15 protein-coding genes are annotated in these 15,211 nt (G+C 77.8%); 10 read left to right on the top strand and 5 right to left on the bottom strand.

The window, feature by feature from the left end; genetic code table 11:
* Positions 1–227 precede the first annotated feature (227 nt).
* Together MF672_RS37195 and MF672_RS37190 are read left to right on the top strand one after the other, a co-directional pair.
* The gene (locus MF672_RS37195) at positions 228–1,169 is read left to right on the top strand and encodes a DUF418 domain-containing protein (RefSeq protein WP_242383616.1); all 942 of its coding nucleotides are present in this window, start codon (positions 228–230) and stop codon (positions 1,167–1,169) included.
* Positions 1,170–1,211: 42 nt separating this feature from the next.
* A complete protein-coding gene (locus MF672_RS37190; RefSeq protein ID WP_242383617.1) occupies positions 1,212–1,859 on the top strand; it encodes a hypothetical protein in 648 nt (215 codons plus the stop codon).
* Between the two features lie 10 nt (positions 1,860–1,869).
* Here the strand turns inward: MF672_RS37190 and MF672_RS37185 are convergent, their stop codons facing one another.
* Both MF672_RS37185 and MF672_RS37180 read right to left on the bottom strand, forming a co-directional pair.
* Positions 1,870–2,844, bottom strand: a complete 975-nt coding sequence (locus MF672_RS37185) for a TauD/TfdA family dioxygenase (protein ID WP_242383618.1) — start codon at positions 2,842–2,844, stop codon at positions 1,870–1,872.
* Positions 2,845–2,989: 145 nt separating this feature from the next.
* The gene (locus MF672_RS37180; RefSeq protein WP_242383619.1) at positions 2,990–3,556 is read right to left on the bottom strand and encodes a TetR/AcrR family transcriptional regulator; all 567 of its coding nucleotides are present in this window, start codon (positions 3,554–3,556) and stop codon (positions 2,990–2,992) included.
* 86 nt (positions 3,557–3,642) lie between these two features.
* On the opposite strand from MF672_RS37180, the gene MF672_RS37175 reads away from it, so the two are divergent.
* Genes MF672_RS37175 through MF672_RS37165 form a run of 3 tightly spaced genes read left to right on the top strand, consistent with a single transcriptional unit; the run spans position 3,643 to position 5,725 of the window.
* Entirely contained in the window at positions 3,643–4,458 is an 816-nt protein-coding gene (locus MF672_RS37175) for an NAD(P)H-binding protein (protein ID WP_242383620.1), read from the top strand.
* A 14-nt stretch (positions 4,459–4,472) separates the two neighbouring features.
* Entirely contained in the window at positions 4,473–4,859 is a 387-nt protein-coding gene (locus MF672_RS37170) for a pyridoxamine 5'-phosphate oxidase family protein (RefSeq protein ID WP_242383621.1), read from the top strand.
* Between the two features lie 14 nt (positions 4,860–4,873).
* Positions 4,874–5,725, top strand: a complete 852-nt coding sequence (locus tag MF672_RS37165) for a haloalkane dehalogenase (protein ID WP_247815619.1) — start codon at positions 4,874–4,876, stop codon at positions 5,723–5,725.
* A gap of 6 nt (positions 5,726–5,731) precedes the next feature.
* On the opposite strand, the gene MF672_RS37160 is transcribed toward MF672_RS37165, so the two are convergent.
* Positions 5,732–6,643, bottom strand: a complete 912-nt coding sequence (locus MF672_RS37160; RefSeq protein ID WP_242383622.1) for a class I SAM-dependent methyltransferase — start codon at positions 6,641–6,643, stop codon at positions 5,732–5,734.
* A gap of 57 nt (positions 6,644–6,700) precedes the next feature.
* A complete protein-coding gene (locus tag MF672_RS37155) occupies positions 6,701–8,035 on the bottom strand; it encodes an NsdA family TPR-like regulatory protein (protein WP_247815618.1) in 1,335 nt (444 codons plus the stop codon).
* Between the two features lie 120 nt (positions 8,036–8,155).
* Here MF672_RS37155 and MF672_RS37150 point away from each other — a divergent pair, with 120 nt between their 5' ends.
* The 3 genes from MF672_RS37150 to MF672_RS37140 all read left to right on the top strand — a co-directional run bounded on the left by MF672_RS37150 (position 8,156) and on the right by MF672_RS37140 (position 10,654).
* Positions 8,156–9,607 carry a hypothetical protein gene (locus MF672_RS37150; RefSeq protein WP_247815617.1) on the top strand — a complete coding sequence of 484 codons (1,452 nt, stop codon included), beginning with the start codon at positions 8,156–8,158 and terminating at the stop codon, positions 9,605–9,607.
* A gap of 88 nt (positions 9,608–9,695) precedes the next feature.
* Entirely contained in the window at positions 9,696–10,187 is a 492-nt protein-coding gene (locus tag MF672_RS37145; protein WP_247815616.1) for a nitronate monooxygenase, read from the top strand.
* Positions 10,145–10,654 (top strand): nitronate monooxygenase, encoded by a 510-nt coding sequence (locus tag MF672_RS37140; protein WP_247815615.1) that lies wholly within the window; start codon positions 10,145–10,147, stop codon positions 10,652–10,654. Before MF672_RS37145 ends, MF672_RS37140 begins: the two co-directional genes overlap by 43 nt.
* 103 nt (positions 10,655–10,757) lie before the next feature.
* On the opposite strand, the gene MF672_RS37135 is transcribed toward MF672_RS37140, so the two are convergent.
* Positions 10,758–14,045 (bottom strand): WD40 repeat domain-containing serine/threonine-protein kinase, encoded by a 3,288-nt coding sequence (locus MF672_RS37135; protein ID WP_247815614.1) that lies wholly within the window; start codon positions 14,043–14,045, stop codon positions 10,758–10,760.
* A gap of 200 nt (positions 14,046–14,245) precedes the next feature.
* On the opposite strand from MF672_RS37135, the gene MF672_RS37130 reads away from it, so the two are divergent.
* Both MF672_RS37130 and MF672_RS37125 read left to right on the top strand, forming a co-directional pair.
* Positions 14,246–14,749: a hypothetical protein gene (locus MF672_RS37130; protein WP_242384013.1), complete on the top strand. Its 504-nt coding sequence runs from the start codon at positions 14,246–14,248 to the stop codon at positions 14,747–14,749.
* A 42-nt stretch (positions 14,750–14,791) separates the two neighbouring features.
* Positions 14,792–15,202 carry a hypothetical protein gene (locus MF672_RS37125; protein ID WP_242384010.1) on the top strand — a complete coding sequence of 137 codons (411 nt, stop codon included), beginning with the start codon at positions 14,792–14,794 and terminating at the stop codon, positions 15,200–15,202.
* Positions 15,203–15,211 lie beyond the last annotated feature (9 nt).

The raw sequence follows: 15,211 nt of genomic DNA, 5'->3' as shown, positions 1-15,211 counted from the left end.
ACCCGTGCCGCCGGCCACGCCCGCGCCCAGGATGAAGAGCCATGTCACCTGAACAACTCCCCCACCGGCCGCCCGCCGGCGGCCCCGCCTACGGCCCACCGCACCGGACCGCACCTCATCAGGCCCCATCCCACCAGGTCGGGCCGCACCCGGCTGGGCCGCAAGGGGCCGGGCCGCAAGAGGCCGGGCCGCAAGGGGCCGCGCGGCCGCGGATCGTCGCGCTCGACGTGATCCGCGGGCTCGCGCTGTGCGGCATCCTGGTCGCCAACGTGCAGCCGATCGCCCACGTCGGGGACGCCCTGGTCGCCAGGACCGGCGGAGGCGACGGCGCGGAGACCTGGCTCGGGCTCCTGGTCCACCAGCGGTTCTTCCCCATCTTCTCCCTCCTGTTCGGCGTCGGGTTCTCCCTGCTGCTCGAATCGGCCGGGCGGCGGACCGGCCGGCCGCGGCTGCTCCTGCTGCGGCGGCTCCTGACGCTGCTGGCGCTGGGCCTGGCGCACATGTTCCTGCTGTGGTTCGGCGACATCCTCACCGTCTACGCCGTGGTCGGACTGGTGGTGCTGCTGCCGTCGTCCTGGTTGCCGCGCTGGGCGGTGGCCGGGCTGGCGGGCGTGCTCATCGTGGCCGCCCTGGTGATCGGGGCCGGTTCGTACGGGCTGGTGCCCGGCCTGTTCCTGCTGGGCTCGGCGCTGACCAGGTACGGCGTGATCGCCAGGATCGAGAGCGGGGCCCGCGGCCCGGCGTTGCTGTTCCTGGTGTTCGCCGCGGCGGCGCTGCCGGTCGCGTGGGTGCAGCAGGACACCGGGAACCCGAAGGCGATGGCGCTCGCCGGGCTGCTCACCGCGGGCGCGTGCATCTGCGGCGTGCTCCTGCTGCTCCGCACCCCGCTGCGGTCGTCGCTGCGGGTGCTGTTCGCCCCGCTCGGCCGGATGGCGCTGACGAATTACCTGAGCGCCACCGCTCTCGTCCTGCTGATCGCCCGTCTGCTGGGCGGCCCGGCGGAGGGCTGGTCCACCGGGACGGTGCTGGTGATCGCGGGCGGCATCCTCGCCCTGCAGTGGGTGTGGTCGACGCTCTGGCTGCGGCGCTTCCGGCAGGGGCCGCTGGAGTGGTTGTGGCGGTGGGCGACCTGGGCCCGGCGGCCTCCGCTCCGCGTCAGCGATAGGTAGACTCTCTACATGTAGAGTGTCTATGCATCGTGTGGAGGTGGCATGTCGCCGTCCTGGCGCCATCTGCTCGTCTGGCTGCACGTCGTGACGTCCGTGGCCTGGATGAGCCAGGCGCTGGCGCTGTTCGCGCTCAACCTGCACAGCGCGCTCACCGGGGACCTCGCGGGCTACCGGATGGCCGAGCTGCTGGACGGCGGCCTGCTGGCGCACTTCGCCAACGCCTCGGCGTTCACCGGGATCATGCTCGCGGCCATGACCAGGTGGGGGTTCTTCCGTTACTGGTGGGTGCTGGTCAAGTTCGTGATCACGCTGGTGCAGCTCTACGCGGGGATCTTCCTGCTGGGGCCCCGGCTGGCGGAGCTGGCCTCCGGGGCCCGCACGGCCGACCCTCCCCTGCTGGGCGGCACGCTGCTCATGGCCTCGGCCATCGCGTTCCAGGCGTGGCTCTCGGTGGCCAAGCCGTGGAGACGCACCCGCTGGGCGGACCGCCGGCCGCCCGCCGGCCGGGCGGCCACCGTCGAGCCGCCTCGCTGGCTGCTCCCGTACGTGCTGGCCGTGCCCGTGCTGGACTTCGTGCTGGGCGCGGTCGTGCTCGGGCACCCGGCGCCGTTGTTCTTCGCGGTGACGGCGATCGCGTACCCGATCTGGCGGGGGCGGGCCCTGCGGCGGCGGGCCGCCGCGACGGCGTAGCCGCGCGGGATCAGGCGTCCAGGGTGAGCCAGAGGCGCATGAGGTGGCGGCGGAGCCGCGGCTCGGGGTGGTCGGCGTAGGCCGTGCGGCCGTGCAGGACGACGCGGTTGTCGAGGAACTGCATGTCGCCCTCCCGCAGGTCCATGGCGAGGGCGAAGCGGGGGTCGGCGGCGAGGCGGTCCAGCAGGGCCATCACCTCCTCCTGCGCGGGCGTGAACGGGGGGACGTGCGCGCCGCGCAGCGCCGAGCGCAGGTAGTCGGGGCCGTAGGCGAAGGAGATGCCGCCGCCGGGGCGGCGCACGCAGAGCGGCTTGGCGGCGAAGCTGTCGGGGCCGTCGCCGCGGCGCAGGTCGTGCCACCACGGCTCGTAGAGCAGGCCGGCCAGGTCGGGCCGGGTGCGGACGAGCTCGTTGTGCAGCGCGACGGAGCCGACGATGGTGCTGATGCCGCCGGACCTGGCCGGGCGCAGGCACAGCAGGGCCACCGCGTCGGTGGGGTCGCTGTGGTAGCCGAGCGGGCCGCGGTGCTCGTAGCTGCGGGTGCGCGGCCCGGACGGGTCGGCGCCGGTGTCGCGGACGTGCATGAGCGGCTCGGCGCCCGGCCCCTGCGGGACGAGGCCGCCCACGAGACGGGCCAGGCCGAGCGCGGCCAGCTCCCGCTGCCGGTCGCTCATCCCGTCCACGGGCACGCCCTGGAGCAGGGCGAAGCCCGGGCCGTCGAGGAGCAGCCCACGCACCCGCGCCCCGGCGTCCGGCAGGAAGGCGCGCGGCGGCGATCCGGCCCCGCCCGGGGAGCCGGGCCGGGGCAAGCCGGTGCGGGCGACGTCGGACGGGGTCAGGCCCGCCGACTCGGCCGCGCGGACCGCCGTCAGCAGCTCCTCCCGCTGCTCCTCCTCCAGCCGGACCCGCCACCCGGCGCCGCCGCCGTCGCGGAGCTGCTCGCCCAGCCACTCCCCCGGCCCCCGGGCCTCTGTCACCGCCGTCACCGCGCACCCGCCTTCCGCGATCAGGCCCGTCGTGGCCCCCTCCCGGCCCACTGTGCCCGCCGGGACGGCCCGGCTGGACCGGTCATCGCCCAGGGCGAAGCGGCTTCACCGAGAGCGGAAGGCGGCGGCCGGGCCGGGCGGGGAGTCAGGCCAGGGAGTCGATCCAGCCCTCCAGGCGGCGGCCTTCCGCCTCCATCAGCGCGGGGTCGCGGAAGGTGTTGGTGAGCAGCGAGATGCCCTGGTAGGCGGCGAGCAGGGCGACCGCCAGCTCGCGGGCGTCGGCGCGGCCCATCGCGGCGAACTGCCGCTCCATCCAGTCGAGCAGCCTGCCCATGACCTTGGCGATGGCCCGGTCGAGGCCGTCGTCGCGCTTGTCCAGCTCGGAGGCGAGGGTGCCGGTGGGGCAGCCGTACTGGGCGGCCACGTGGCTCTGGCCGACCCAGCCGCCGACGAGGGCCTTGAGCCGGTCCTGGGGCGCGGGGAGCCGGTCGAGGCGGTCGATGAGGGAGTCCAGCTCATGGCCGTGCGTGTCGATGGCGGCCTCGATGAGCTGGTCCTTCGTCTTGAAGTAGTAGTAGACGTTGCCGACCGGGACGTCGGCGGCGCGGGCGATGTCGGCGAGCGTGGTCTTCTCGACGCCCTGCTCGTGGAGGATCCGGGCGGCGGCGCCGGCGAGCCGTTCGCGCTTGCCCGCCCTCGTTGAGTTAGTCACCCAACTCACTATAGACACGGCAGTCGGCGGGCGCTATGGTCTCGCAGTAAGTCAGTCAACTAACTAAGACCCGATGGAGAACAGACATGATCGTGGTGACAGGTGCGACCGGCAACGTGGGCGGCCAGCTCGTCAGGCTCCTGACCGACGCCGGCGAGCAGGTGACGGCCGTCTCGCGGAACGCCGGGCCGCTGCCCGAGGGCGTCCGGCACCATCGGGGCGACCTCGGCGACCCGGCCGGGCTCAAGGCCGCCCTCGCCGGCGCCGACGCGCTGTTCCTGCTGGTCGCGGGCCAGGAGCCGGGGGCGGTGCTGGACGCGGCGGCGGCGGGCGGGGTCCGCCGGGTGGTGCTGCTGTCCTCGCAGGGCGCCGGCACCCGGCCGCACGCCTACGCCCACCCGGCCGCCTTCGAGGAGGCGGTGCGCGCCTCGGGGCTGGAGTGGACGATCCTGCGGCCCGGCGGGTTCGCCTCGAACGCGCTGGCCTGGGCCGGGCCGATCCGCGCCCACCGCACGGCCGCCGCGCCCTTCGCCGACGTCGCGCTGCCCGTCGTCGACCCGGCCGACCTCGCGGAGGTGGCCGCCGTGACGTTGCGCGAGGACGGGCACGCCGGGCACACGTACGAGCTGACCGGGCTGGCTGCGATCAGCCCGCGCGAGCGGGCGGCGGCCATCGGGGCGGCGCTCGGGACGGAGGTGCGCTTCGCCGAGCAGACCCGCGAGGAGGCGCGGCAGCAGATGCTGGCGTTCATGCCGGAGCCGGTCGTGGAGGCGACGCTCGCCATCCTCGGCGCGCCCACCGAGGCCGAGCGGCGGGTCAGCCCGGACGTGGAGCGGGTGCTGGGCCGGCCGGCGGGCACGTTCGCCGGCTGGGCCGCCCGCAACGCCGCCGCCTTCCGCTGACCGGCCGGCACCCGATGCGACGCCCCGCGCCGCGTTCGCTGTCCGACTTCCTCGCCGGGCCGGACGTCGCCACGCTGACCACGCTGCGCCCCGACGGCACCCCCCACGTGACGGCCGTGCGCTTCACCTGGGACCCCGGCGCTGGCCTGGCCCGCGTCCTGACCGTCGCCCGCGCCCGCAAGGCCCGCAACCTCGCCGCCTCCCCGCACGCCGCCCTCTGCCAGGTGGACGGCTTCCGCTGGGCGAGCCTGGAGGGCACGGCGACGGTGTCCGCCGATCCGCGGCGCGTGGCCGAGGCCGCCCGCCGCTACGCCCTCCGCTACGGCTCCCCGCCGCCCGCCCCGCCCGGCCGGGTGGTCATCGAACTCGCGGTGAGCCGCGTCCTGACCCTCAACCTCTGAGAAGGATCCCTCCCATGCCCATCCAGAACGTCCTCGACTCCGCCATCGCCTACCGCGAGCTGGGCTCCGGCGCGCCGATCGTCTTCCTGCACGGCAACCCCACCAGCTCCCACCTGTGGCGGCACGTCATGCCCGCCGCCGGGCCCGGCCGCCGCTTGGCCCCCGACCTCATCGGCATGGGCGAGTCGGGCAAACCGCCCATCGACTACACCTTCGCCGACCACGCCCGCTACCTCGACGCCTGGTTCGACGCCCTGCGCCTCGACGACGTGCTGCTCGTCGGGCACGACTGGGGCGGCGCGCTGGCCTTCGACTGGGCCGCCCGCCACCCCGGACGGGTGCGCGGCATCGCCTTCACCGAGGCCGTCATCAAGCCCATGACCTGGGAGGAGTTCCCGGAGGGCGGCCGGGAGCTGTTCCGCGCGATCAAGACGGACGGCGTGGGCGAGGCCATGATGCTCGACGACAACGCCTTCCTGCGCGGCTTCTCCGCCACCGTGGCCACGCCGCCGCCGGACGAGGACCTGGAGGTCTACCTGCGGCCGTACCCGACGCGGGAGAGCCGGCTGCCGCTGCTGCGGTGGGCGCGTTCGATGCCGCTCGGCGGGGAGCCGGCGGACGTGGTGGCCAGGTTCGAGGCGTTCGGGCGGTGGGCGGCGGACAGCCCGGAGGTGCCGAAGCTGCTGATCGGCTTCCGTCCGGGGCCCGGGTCGATGTGGACGCCGGAGACGGTCAAGTGGTGCGCGGACACCATGGCGGCGCTGGAGGTGCGCGAGCACGACGAGGTCGCCGGGCACCACACGCCGGAGGACCATCCCTCGGTCATCGCGGCGGACGTGGCGTCCTGGGCGGCCGTGGCCCGCTGACCGGCGTCAGGTCTCCCGCTGGAGGTGCCACACGACCACGGCCGGCGTGCCGGCCAGGGCCGCCCTGGCCGCCTCGGGCACCAGGCCGGCCAGGCTCCACGGCCAGGTGTCCCACGGCCCCGGCTCCCGTCCCGCGCCGGCCCCGGCGGGCGGGCCCGGATCGGCCTCGGCGGCCGGGCCCGGGTCGGGCAGCGGGGGTTCCTCGCAGCGCCGTACCCGCAGCCCCGCCGCGAGCGCGGCCCGCACGTAGTCGCCGATCGGGTGCCGGTACGTCGCGACGCGGGCCGGCGCGCCGTCGGCGCGCCGCACGGGCGGGACCACCCCGCGCGCCACCCCCTCCGGATGCACGTCGGAGACCACGACGTGCCCGCCCGGCCGCAGCACCCGCGCGAACTCGGCCAGCACCGGCCCCAGCGCGGGCACGTGGGTCAGCGCCAGCGAGCAGACGACCAGGTCGGCGGCGCCGTCGGGAAGGGGCAGCCGGCGCAGGTCGCCGAGCCGGAAGTCGCCGCCGGGGACCCGGGCGCGGGCCCGGTCCAGCATGTCGGGCGAGCTGTCCACGCCGATCACCCGGTGGCCCCGGGCGGCCAGGGCGGCGGCGACGCGGCCGGTGCCGCACCCGGCGTCGAGGGCGACGCCGGTGGGCAGCTCGTCCAGGATCGCGGCGACGACGGGCTCGTCGAGCGCGAAGGTCGCGTTGGGGCCGTCGTAGGTCGCCGACCAGATGCGGTAGCCCTCGACGGTGTCCACCCGCGCCACCTCGACGCCGTCGGAGGCGAGGCGGTCGTCGTCGAGGAGCCCGCGGATCTCGGCCAGCCGGGCCTCGACGAACGCGCGGTCGTGGTGCCCGGTGAAGGCGCGCAGCAGGGCGACGCCCTCCAGGCCGAGAACGTACGCCAGAGGGTGCTCGTAGATCATCGACGCCAGGTTAGCGAGGGACGCGACGCGGCTGCCACGCGTTTTCCGGCGCGGCGATCAGGCGAGCCGGACGGCCCGGTCCGCCTCCGCGACCAGGGCGTCCCCCCGGTACGGCTGCCAGGCCGCGCGCAGGCCCCGCAGCTCCCCGCGTACGCGGGCCGAGGTCACCAGCCGCACGTCCGCGCTCAGCCCGAGGGCGGTCGCCGCGGCCCGCCCGACGTCCCCGGCGCGCAGGAACGCGTGCGCGGCGCGCAGCCCGATCAGGGCGCGGGTGCGCCGCTCGGCCGGGCGGCGGGCGTCCATGGAGGCGGCGAAGTGGCGGGCGGCCCCGGCGTGGTCGCCGAGCCGGGTCAGCGTCAGCCCGATCTGGTGCTCCAGCGACTCGCGCCGGTAGTTGCCGGTCCATTCCGACTCGGGACGGGAGTCGGCGCGTTCGAGCTGCGTCTCGGTGCGGCGCAACAGGGTGAGGGCGTCGTGGCGGGCGCCGGCGCCGGCGTGCGCCTCGGCGCGCATGCCGGTGACCCACGCCTGCGTGCGGGGCGGGCCGTGGCCGCCGAGCGCGGAGGCGGCGGCCTCGGCCAGCGCCAGCGCCTCCCGGTCGTGGCCCAGCTCGGCGGCCTGCACGGCCATGCTGCGCAGGGCGGTCGCGCGCAGCACGAGGTCGCCCGCCTCGTCGGCGAGCCGGACGGTGCTGATGTAGTAGCGCTGGGCCAGGGCGTTCGCGCCCGCGTCCATGGCCATGTACGCCGCCAGGTAGCCCAGCTCGGCCGCGGCCCCGAACAGGTCGGGGCGGTGGCGGCCGGTCGTGCCGTGCAGCAGCGGCGTGACCTCCCGCGCCAGGTAGGCGGTCACGGCGGCGCGGGCGTGGCCGCCGCCGTACTGGTCGTCGAGGTCGGCGAAGCAGGCGGTCGCGGCGCGGATCCTGGTCACGTCGGCCGCCCCCGCCCGCGCGGCGGCGGCCCGCCCCGCGCCCCCGCCGCGCGCCGCCAGGCCCGAGAGGGCGGCCAGCGTGAACGTGCCCGCCGTGAGGACGGTCCGCCGGTTGAGCAGGTCGTCCTCCCCCAGCATCGCCAGGCGGGCGACGGGGTCGCCGCGCCAGGGGTCGTCGGCGGACGGGAGCCCGGGGTCCGGCCAGCCGAGGTGCGCGGCGGTCAGCCCGGGCCGGCCGAGCCGCCGCCGGAACGCCTCCACCGCCGCAGCGACCCCCTCGGCGCGGGGGACGGTCCCGGTGAGCCAGTGCCCGACGGCGGAGCGGTCGTAGTGCAGGCGGGCGCCGTTGCCCGCGGCGGCGGCGTTGACGTGCCGGGCGAGGTCGGCGTGCGTCCAGGCGGCCTGTTCGAGGAGGGCGGCCAGCGCCCGGTTGGCGACGGGGCGGGTGCGGCGGGGCGGCATCGCATCTTCACATCGCTTCACATCCTGGTGGCCTCGACTCTGCGCTCCACGCAGAGCACCGTCAATAGTGCGGACGGTGACAGAGCGGTCCTTAGGAGGACTTATGGCAGGTGCGGCGACATGAGCGGACAGTCGCGAGGGGACACCGGCCCGGAGCGGGAGGAGGTGCTGGGCGACCGGCCGCTGGTGGTCGTGGACCGGCACAGCACGGCGCTGCGCACCGGCTACACCGGCCCGGCCGCCGCCGGGGCGCTGCGGCCCGCGCTCGCCATCGGCTGCTACGCCGCCTGGGACCCCGCCCTGGCGGACCTGGTCGTGGCCGCCGAGGACCGCACCCGCGTCCGGTCGGTGGCCGAGCGCCACGGCTGGCCGCGCCGGGTGCGCCACGAGGCCGCCCGGCACCTGGTGAAGCTGGAGCGCCCGCCGGTCGTCGTCACCGGCTGCGCGGACGCCCGGCTGGAGGAGCTGGCCGGGCCCGGCTGCACGCTCGCCGCGATCGACCCGGGCGTGCGGGCCACGCTGGAGGCCAAGCCGCTGCTGGACGACCTGCTGCGCGCCGCCGGCGTGCCGGCCGTGGCGCGGGTGCCCGCCGTGCACGTGGACCGGCTGCCGTCGCCGGCCGAGCTGCGCCGCGCGGTCGGGGCGGAACGGGTCGTCGTGCAGGCGGGCGGCCCGGGCGCCGGGAGCGGCACGGTGATCGTGGCCGGGGAGGGCGACATGGGCCGCGCGGCGCGGCTGCTCGGGCCGTACCGGGTGGCGGCGTACGTGGCGGGCTGGCCGGTCGCGATCACCGTGCTCAGCGTGCCCGACGGGACGGGCGGCGTCGGCGTGTACGCCGACCGGCCCGCGCACCTCACCACCGGCGTCACCGAGCCGTCCGTCGGGCCGCTGGGCGCCGCCGGGGCCGACTGGTCGCGGCCGTGGCCCGCGCCGGCCGCCGCGCTGCTCATCGAGTGCGCCGAGCGGGTGGCGCTGTGGGCCTGGCGCCGGTACGGGGCCGCCGGGATGTTCGGGGTGGAGGGCATCCTCACGCCGGACGAGCGCGTCCACCTGACCGCGCTGCGCTGGCGGCGGCAGCGGCGCGACGAGGTGCAGGCGGTCAACCAGCAGGCCGCGGGGCTGCCCCCGTTCGTGCTCGGGCACCTGGCGGTGATGCTGGGCCGGCCGGTCGGCTGGCTGGGCGAGCCCGGGGAGTTCAACCAGCTCACGCTGCTGCGCGCGACGCGGCCCGGCGGGCCGTTCGCGGTGCGGCTGCGCCTGGCCGAGGGGCCGCCGGTGCGGGTCGCGGCAGGGCAGGGCTCCGGCGTCTACCGGCTGGACCGGGACGGGCGGGCCCGGTGGGTGCGGCGGGCCGCGCACCCGTCGCAGGCGCCGGCCGACGAGGGCGAGTTCCTGCTGGCGGACCTGCCGGGCCCGGACGTGGCCTGCCACCCGGGGGCCGACCTGGGGACGCTGGAGGGGGTCACCGGGGGCGGGGTGCCGCCCTTCCACGGGCCGGCGAGCGTGTCGCCGTTCACCCGGAAGGTCCTGGCGGCCGTCGGCGGGCTCCTGGTGCCGTGGGAACGGCCGTAGGGGTGCGGCGGTTGCGCCCGTGGGCGGCCGTGGTGGCATCATGGCTGGCCGTCCGCGTGCGTGTCCCGGTGAGCGAAGGAGCAGAGGAATGCCGCGTACCTGGCTGACGGACCGGTTCGGGCTCGACGTGCCGCTGGTCGGCGCGCCCATGGCGGGGGTGAGCGACGGGAGGCTGGCGGCGGCCGTCTCCGCGGCGGGGGCGCTCGGCATGTTCGGGGTGCCGGCGGACGCGCCGGGCACGTGGGTGGCCGAGCAGGCCGCCGTCGCGGCGGGCAGCGGCCGGCCGTACGGGATCGGGCTGATGGCCTGGGCCCTGCCCGGCGCCCCGGGCCAGCTCGAGGCGGTGCTGGCCGCGCGGCCGGCCCTGGTCGCGGTCAGCTACGGCGACTTCGCCCCCTACGTCGAGCCGCTGCGCCGGGCGGGCGTCGTCGTCGCCACCCAGGCGGGCACCACCGAGGAGGCGCGGGCCGCCGAGCGGGCCGGCGTGGACGTGATCGTGGCGCGCGGCGGCGGGGCGGCGGCCACGGCCGCGCCGAGGTGGCCACGCTGCCGCTGCTCCAGGGCGTCCTGGACGCGGTGACCGTGCCGGTGCTGGCGGCGGGCGGCATCGTCACGGCGCGCGGCCTGGCCGCCGTGCTCGCGGCGGGCGCCGAGGGCGGCTGGGCGGGGACGGCGTTCCTCGGCTGCGCCGAGACCACCCTGCCCGGCCCGGCGCGGCGGCGCGTGCTGGACGCCCCGGAGACCGGCACCGCCTACGGCCGGGTCTTCGACGTGGCGCAGCGCCTGGCCTGGCCGCCGGAGTTCGGCGGGCGGGCCCTGCGCAACGCCTTCTTCGACCGCTGGCACGGCAGGGAGGAGGAGCTGGCCGGGGACGAGGGCGCGCGGGCCGAGCTGGCGGCCGCCCGCAGGGACGGCGACTACGACGCCGCCTACGTCTACGCCGGGCAGGGGGTGGGGCTGGTGGACCGCGAGCGCACGGCCGCCGACGTGGTGGCGGGCTTCGCCGGCGTGGACAGGCTCCTGTCCCGCTTCGGCCGCCGCCCGTAGCCCGCGCGGAGGACAGCGGGCGATCGGCGGCAGGGGTCGCGGCAGGGGACGTCGGGCGGATGGTCAGCGGCAGGGGTCGCGGCAGGGGACGTCGGGCGGGCGGTCAGCGGCAGGGATCGCGGTAGGGGAGGCCCGGCAGGCGGGACGACCACTCGGCGCCGGTCAGGGTGCGGGCCGCCTGGGCGCAGGCGGTCGTGGCCGGGTCGGCGGCGAACGCGGAGGTGTCCCAGTGCCACACCGCGTAGGCGTCGCCCCGGACCTGGGCGCGGTCGGCGGCCACGGCGACGAGGGTCCTCCCGCCGGGCGCGAAGGCCAGGGCGGCGACCGCTCCCCCGTGCCCGCCCAGCGGCGGGCCCAGGGGACGCCCGGTGGGGACGTCCCACAGCCGGACCGTGCGGTCGGTGCTCCCGGTGGCGAGGAGCGTCCCGCCCGGGGCGAACGCGACGGCGTCCACCGGGCCGGTGTGCCCGGTAAGGGGCCCGGTGAGGGGCCGGCCGCCGCCCGTCGTCACGTCCCACAGGCGGGCCGTCCGGTCCGCGCCGCCGGACGCCAGGAGCCGGCCGCCGCCGAACGCCAGGGCGGTGACCCCGCCCGGATGGCCGGGCAGGCGGGCGCGGCGGGCGCCGGTGGCGACGTCCCACACCAGGATCGGGCCGGTCGAGGTGCCCACGGCGAGCAGGCGGCCGTCGCCGCTGAAGGCCGCCGCGGCCGGCTCCCCCTCCCCCGCCAGCGGCCCTCCCGCGACCGCCGGCCCGCCCGCGCCCAGCGGCCGGATCCGGACCGCAGGGGCCGAGACCGCAGGGGCCGAGACCGCCGTGGCCAGCAGGCGGCCGTCCGGGCTGAACGCCAGCGGCCGGCCGCGGACCGGGGGCGTGCCCGGCGGGCCGCCGCGGATCGTGACGTCCCGGCCGTGGCCGTCGTCGTCGCGGCCGGAGGCGGCCAGCATGCGGCCGTCGCGGCTGACGGCCAGGGCGTTCACGGGCTGGTCGCGGCGGATCGCGAGCCGCCGCCCGGTCAGGGGGCCCGTGCCCGCGCGCCCGGTGCCGGACCAGGACCAGAGGCGGCCCGGGCCGGGGCGGGTGGCGTCGTACGGCTGGACCACGAGCCGGGTCCCGTCGCCGCTCAGCACCGCGCGGGAGGTGTCCGGCGCGCCGGGCGCGGGCACGGGCCGGTCGGCGGGCACGTCCGCGCCGCCGTCCGGGCCACTGTCCGCGCCGCCGTCCGGGCCACTGTCCGCGCGGCCGTCCGGGCCGCCGTCCGGACCACTGTCCGGGCCGCCGTCCGGGGCGGGCAGGGCCAGCGGGCGGGCCCGGCCGCGCGGGACCCGCCACAGCCTCACGGTCGTGTCCGCGCTCGCGCCGGCCAGCGTGGCGCCGTCCGGGCTGAAGGCCACGGCGGTGACGGTGTCGGCGGGGCCGGTCAGCGGGTCGCCGAGGGGCGCGCCGGTGGCGACGTCCCAGAGCCGGACCGTGCGGTCCTGGGCGGCGGTGGCCAGGACCGCGCCGTCCGGGCTGAAGGCGGCCCCCGTGACGAGCGCGGCGTGCCCGGCGAGCGGGCGCCCGGCGGGACGGCGGGTGGCGACGTCCCACAGCCTGACCTGCTCGCCGCCGGTGGTGCCGGCCAGCAGCCGGCCGTCCGGGCTGAAGGCGAGCGCCGCCGCCCCGCCGTCCACCGCCTCGGGGCCGGGGGCCAGCGGGTCGCCGGTCAGCAGGCCGGACGCGGCGTCGAAGATCCGGATCGGGCCGCCGAAGTAGGCGACGGCGAGCAGCCGGCCGTCCGGGCTGAACGCGACCGGCCCCGGCACGCCCTCCAGCGTGCGCAGGGTGGCGACCGGGGCGGCCGTCGCCGGGTCCCACAGCCGGGACTCCTCGAAGAGCGCGCGCGTGGTGGCGAGCAGCGTGCCGTCCGGGTTGTACGCGGCCCACGAGCGGGACCACGGCCGGGTGCCGCCGCCGATGCGGTGGGCGCGGGTGGCGGTGTCCCAGAAGTGCACGCGTCCCCAGGTGTCGGCCACGGCCAGCTCGCGGCCGTCGGGGCGGTAGGCGATCGCGGTGCCGCTCGCGCCGTCGTCGTCGGTGACCGGCCAGGACACGGGCGCGAGGGTCCTGGTGTCCCAGACGCGCAGCAGGGCGTTCTGGCCGCTGGCGGCGACCGTCCGGCCGTCCGGGCTGAACGTCACGGCGTCCGCCACGGACGGGAAGCCGCGCAGCACCGCCAGCTCGGGGCGGGCCACGGCGGCGCGGACGGCCGCGCGCGTCCACGGCGACGGCGGGACGACCCGGGCGGCGGCGACGGCGAGCAGCCGGGCCGTCCGCGGGTCGGCCGCGGCCAGGCTCTCGCTCTCGGCCATCAGGGCGCGGCTCAGCGCGGCGTCGCGGGCGGCGGCGGCGCGGTCGCGCTCGGCGGCGGTGGTCGTGACGCGGACGAACAGGACCGACGCGACCACCACCAGCACGGCCACCGCCGCGACCAGGGCGGCGTGGCGCCCGCCGGGACGGCGCGGCCGGTCGCGGCCGGCGGCTCCCGCCCGGGCTGTGGGGGTCAGGGCGCGCTGCTCGTCCGGGATCGGCTCAGCGACGTCCCGGACTGCCGGCCCCCGGGTCAGGTGCCAGGGCGGGCGGAGGCCGCCCGCCACTGCGCTCCCCCGGTCGAGAAGCCGGTCGAGGTCGCGACCCTCCGGGGGCGGGTCGCGGTGGGCGGGAAGCCGGTCAGGCTGGTCGCCGCTCGGGGGCGGGTCGCGGTGGGCGAGCAGGTGCCGGAGCAGCGCGCGGGCCGTCGGACGGTCCTCCGGGTGGGCGGAGAGCGCCGCCTCGACAGACGGCCGCAGGGCCGGCGGGAGCGCGTCCAGCGGCGGGCCGTCCTGGCCCGGCCCCTCGGCACGGCGGCCGGTGGCGGCGAACAGGACCAGCTCGGCCCAGGCCCGCACATCCGCCGCCCAGCCCGGGTCCTGGCCCCCGCCCAGCTCGGCGGCCGGGTGGCCGGTGACGCGCGGCCCGTCCCGGCCGAGGAGCACCGCGCCGGGGGTCAGGCCGCCGTGCGGGGTCCCGGCGTCGTGGAGGGCCGCCAGCGCGGTGGCCGCGCCGATCGCCAGCCGCCGCAGGTCGCCGCCGGGCAGCGGGCCGAGCCGGTCGACGAGCGTCCGCAGCGAGGGGCCCTCGACGTACTCGGTGACGACGTACGCCCGCCCGTCCTGCTCCCCGGACGCCAGCACCGCCGCCACGCAGGGCAAGACCCCCGCCTCCGGACGCCCGCCGCCGGTCAGCAGCCTGACCACCACGCGGACGCCGTCCTCGCCGTACCCCTCGTACACCTCCGACCGCCCAAGCCGCCCCGCCAGCCAGTAGCCCCCGACCCGGACGGGATCCTGCGCCGTGAGCGGGACGCGGGCCATCGCGGACCTCCACCACCCGGCGACAGGAGCCACCCGCCACGGTAGACCAGCCCCCGGGAACGCTCCAGCCCCCACTCACGACCACCCGGTTCTAGTCAGGATCAAGGCGTTCGCAGGCAGCGGATCATTGTGGCAAGCGGGTTGAAATCGCTCCGGCGCACTCTGTGGTCATCGCACCGGACCACGGAAGGACGCCCCCCATGACCGCCGCCCGCACCCTCGCCACCCTCACCGCCACCCTCACCGCCACCCTCACCGCCGCCGGCGCGTTCGCCGTCACCACCGCCGCCCTGTCGGCCCCGGCCGCGCAGGCCGCCACCGCCTCGGCCCCCGTCGCCTGGGGCCCGGTGTACGCCCCCGGCCACGCCGCGAAGGCCGCCGGCGCGCTGACCGCCACCGGCGAGGACCACGCCGATTTGCCCACCGCCGACGTCGTCAAGGTCACCGGCACGATCCAGGACGCCACCAAGTCCTCCTCCTGCGGCTGGGCCGTCTTCCGCATCACCTACCGCTCCGGCTCGAACCTGCCGAACAAGAACCGCGCCGTCCTCGACTGCTCCTACGGCTCGCCGAAGCGCTTCTCCTTCAAGTACCGCGACGTCTACCAGGTCGAGCTGAAGGTCTGCTCGGGCGCCAAGGCCGCCAAGCCGTCCCTGAACTGCCTGTACGCCGGCACCTGGAAGACCCTCTACCTGTCCAAGTAGGCCCGGGGTGTGCGGCCGGCGTCCCCGGGTAGCCGCTGGGGCGTGGAACACGACGGGGAGACGCGGCGGTTCGGCTTCGCCTTCGACGACCGGTACCGGCCGCTGCTGCGCCTGCTGGGCATCAGGCCCGAGACGTGCGAGCTGACACTGACCGGCGAGGTGCTGCGGGTGCGGTTCGGGCCGTGGCTGGTGCTGTCGCCGCGCGGCAACGTGACGGGGGCGGAGCTGTCGGGGCCGTACTCGCCGCTGAAGGCGATCGGCGTGCACCTGTCCCTGGCGGACCGGGGCCTCACGTTCGGCAGCAGCACCCGGCAGGGGGTGTGCGTCCGCTTCCGCCGGCCGGTGGGGGGCGGCGAGCCCCTGGGCCTGCTGCGGCACCCGGCGCTGACGGTCACCGTCGAGGAGCCGGCCCGGCTCCTCGACGCGTTGCGGCATCCCGCGCGCCGAGGTTGACCTGGAGCG

The sequence above is a fragment of the Actinomadura luzonensis genome (assembly GCF_022664455.2).
Taxonomy (GTDB): Bacteria; Actinomycetota; Actinomycetes; order Streptosporangiales; family Streptosporangiaceae; genus Nonomuraea; species Nonomuraea luzonensis.
Note: the sequence above shows the minus strand (reverse complement) of the source record. Positions and strands in the feature narration are given on the sequence as shown.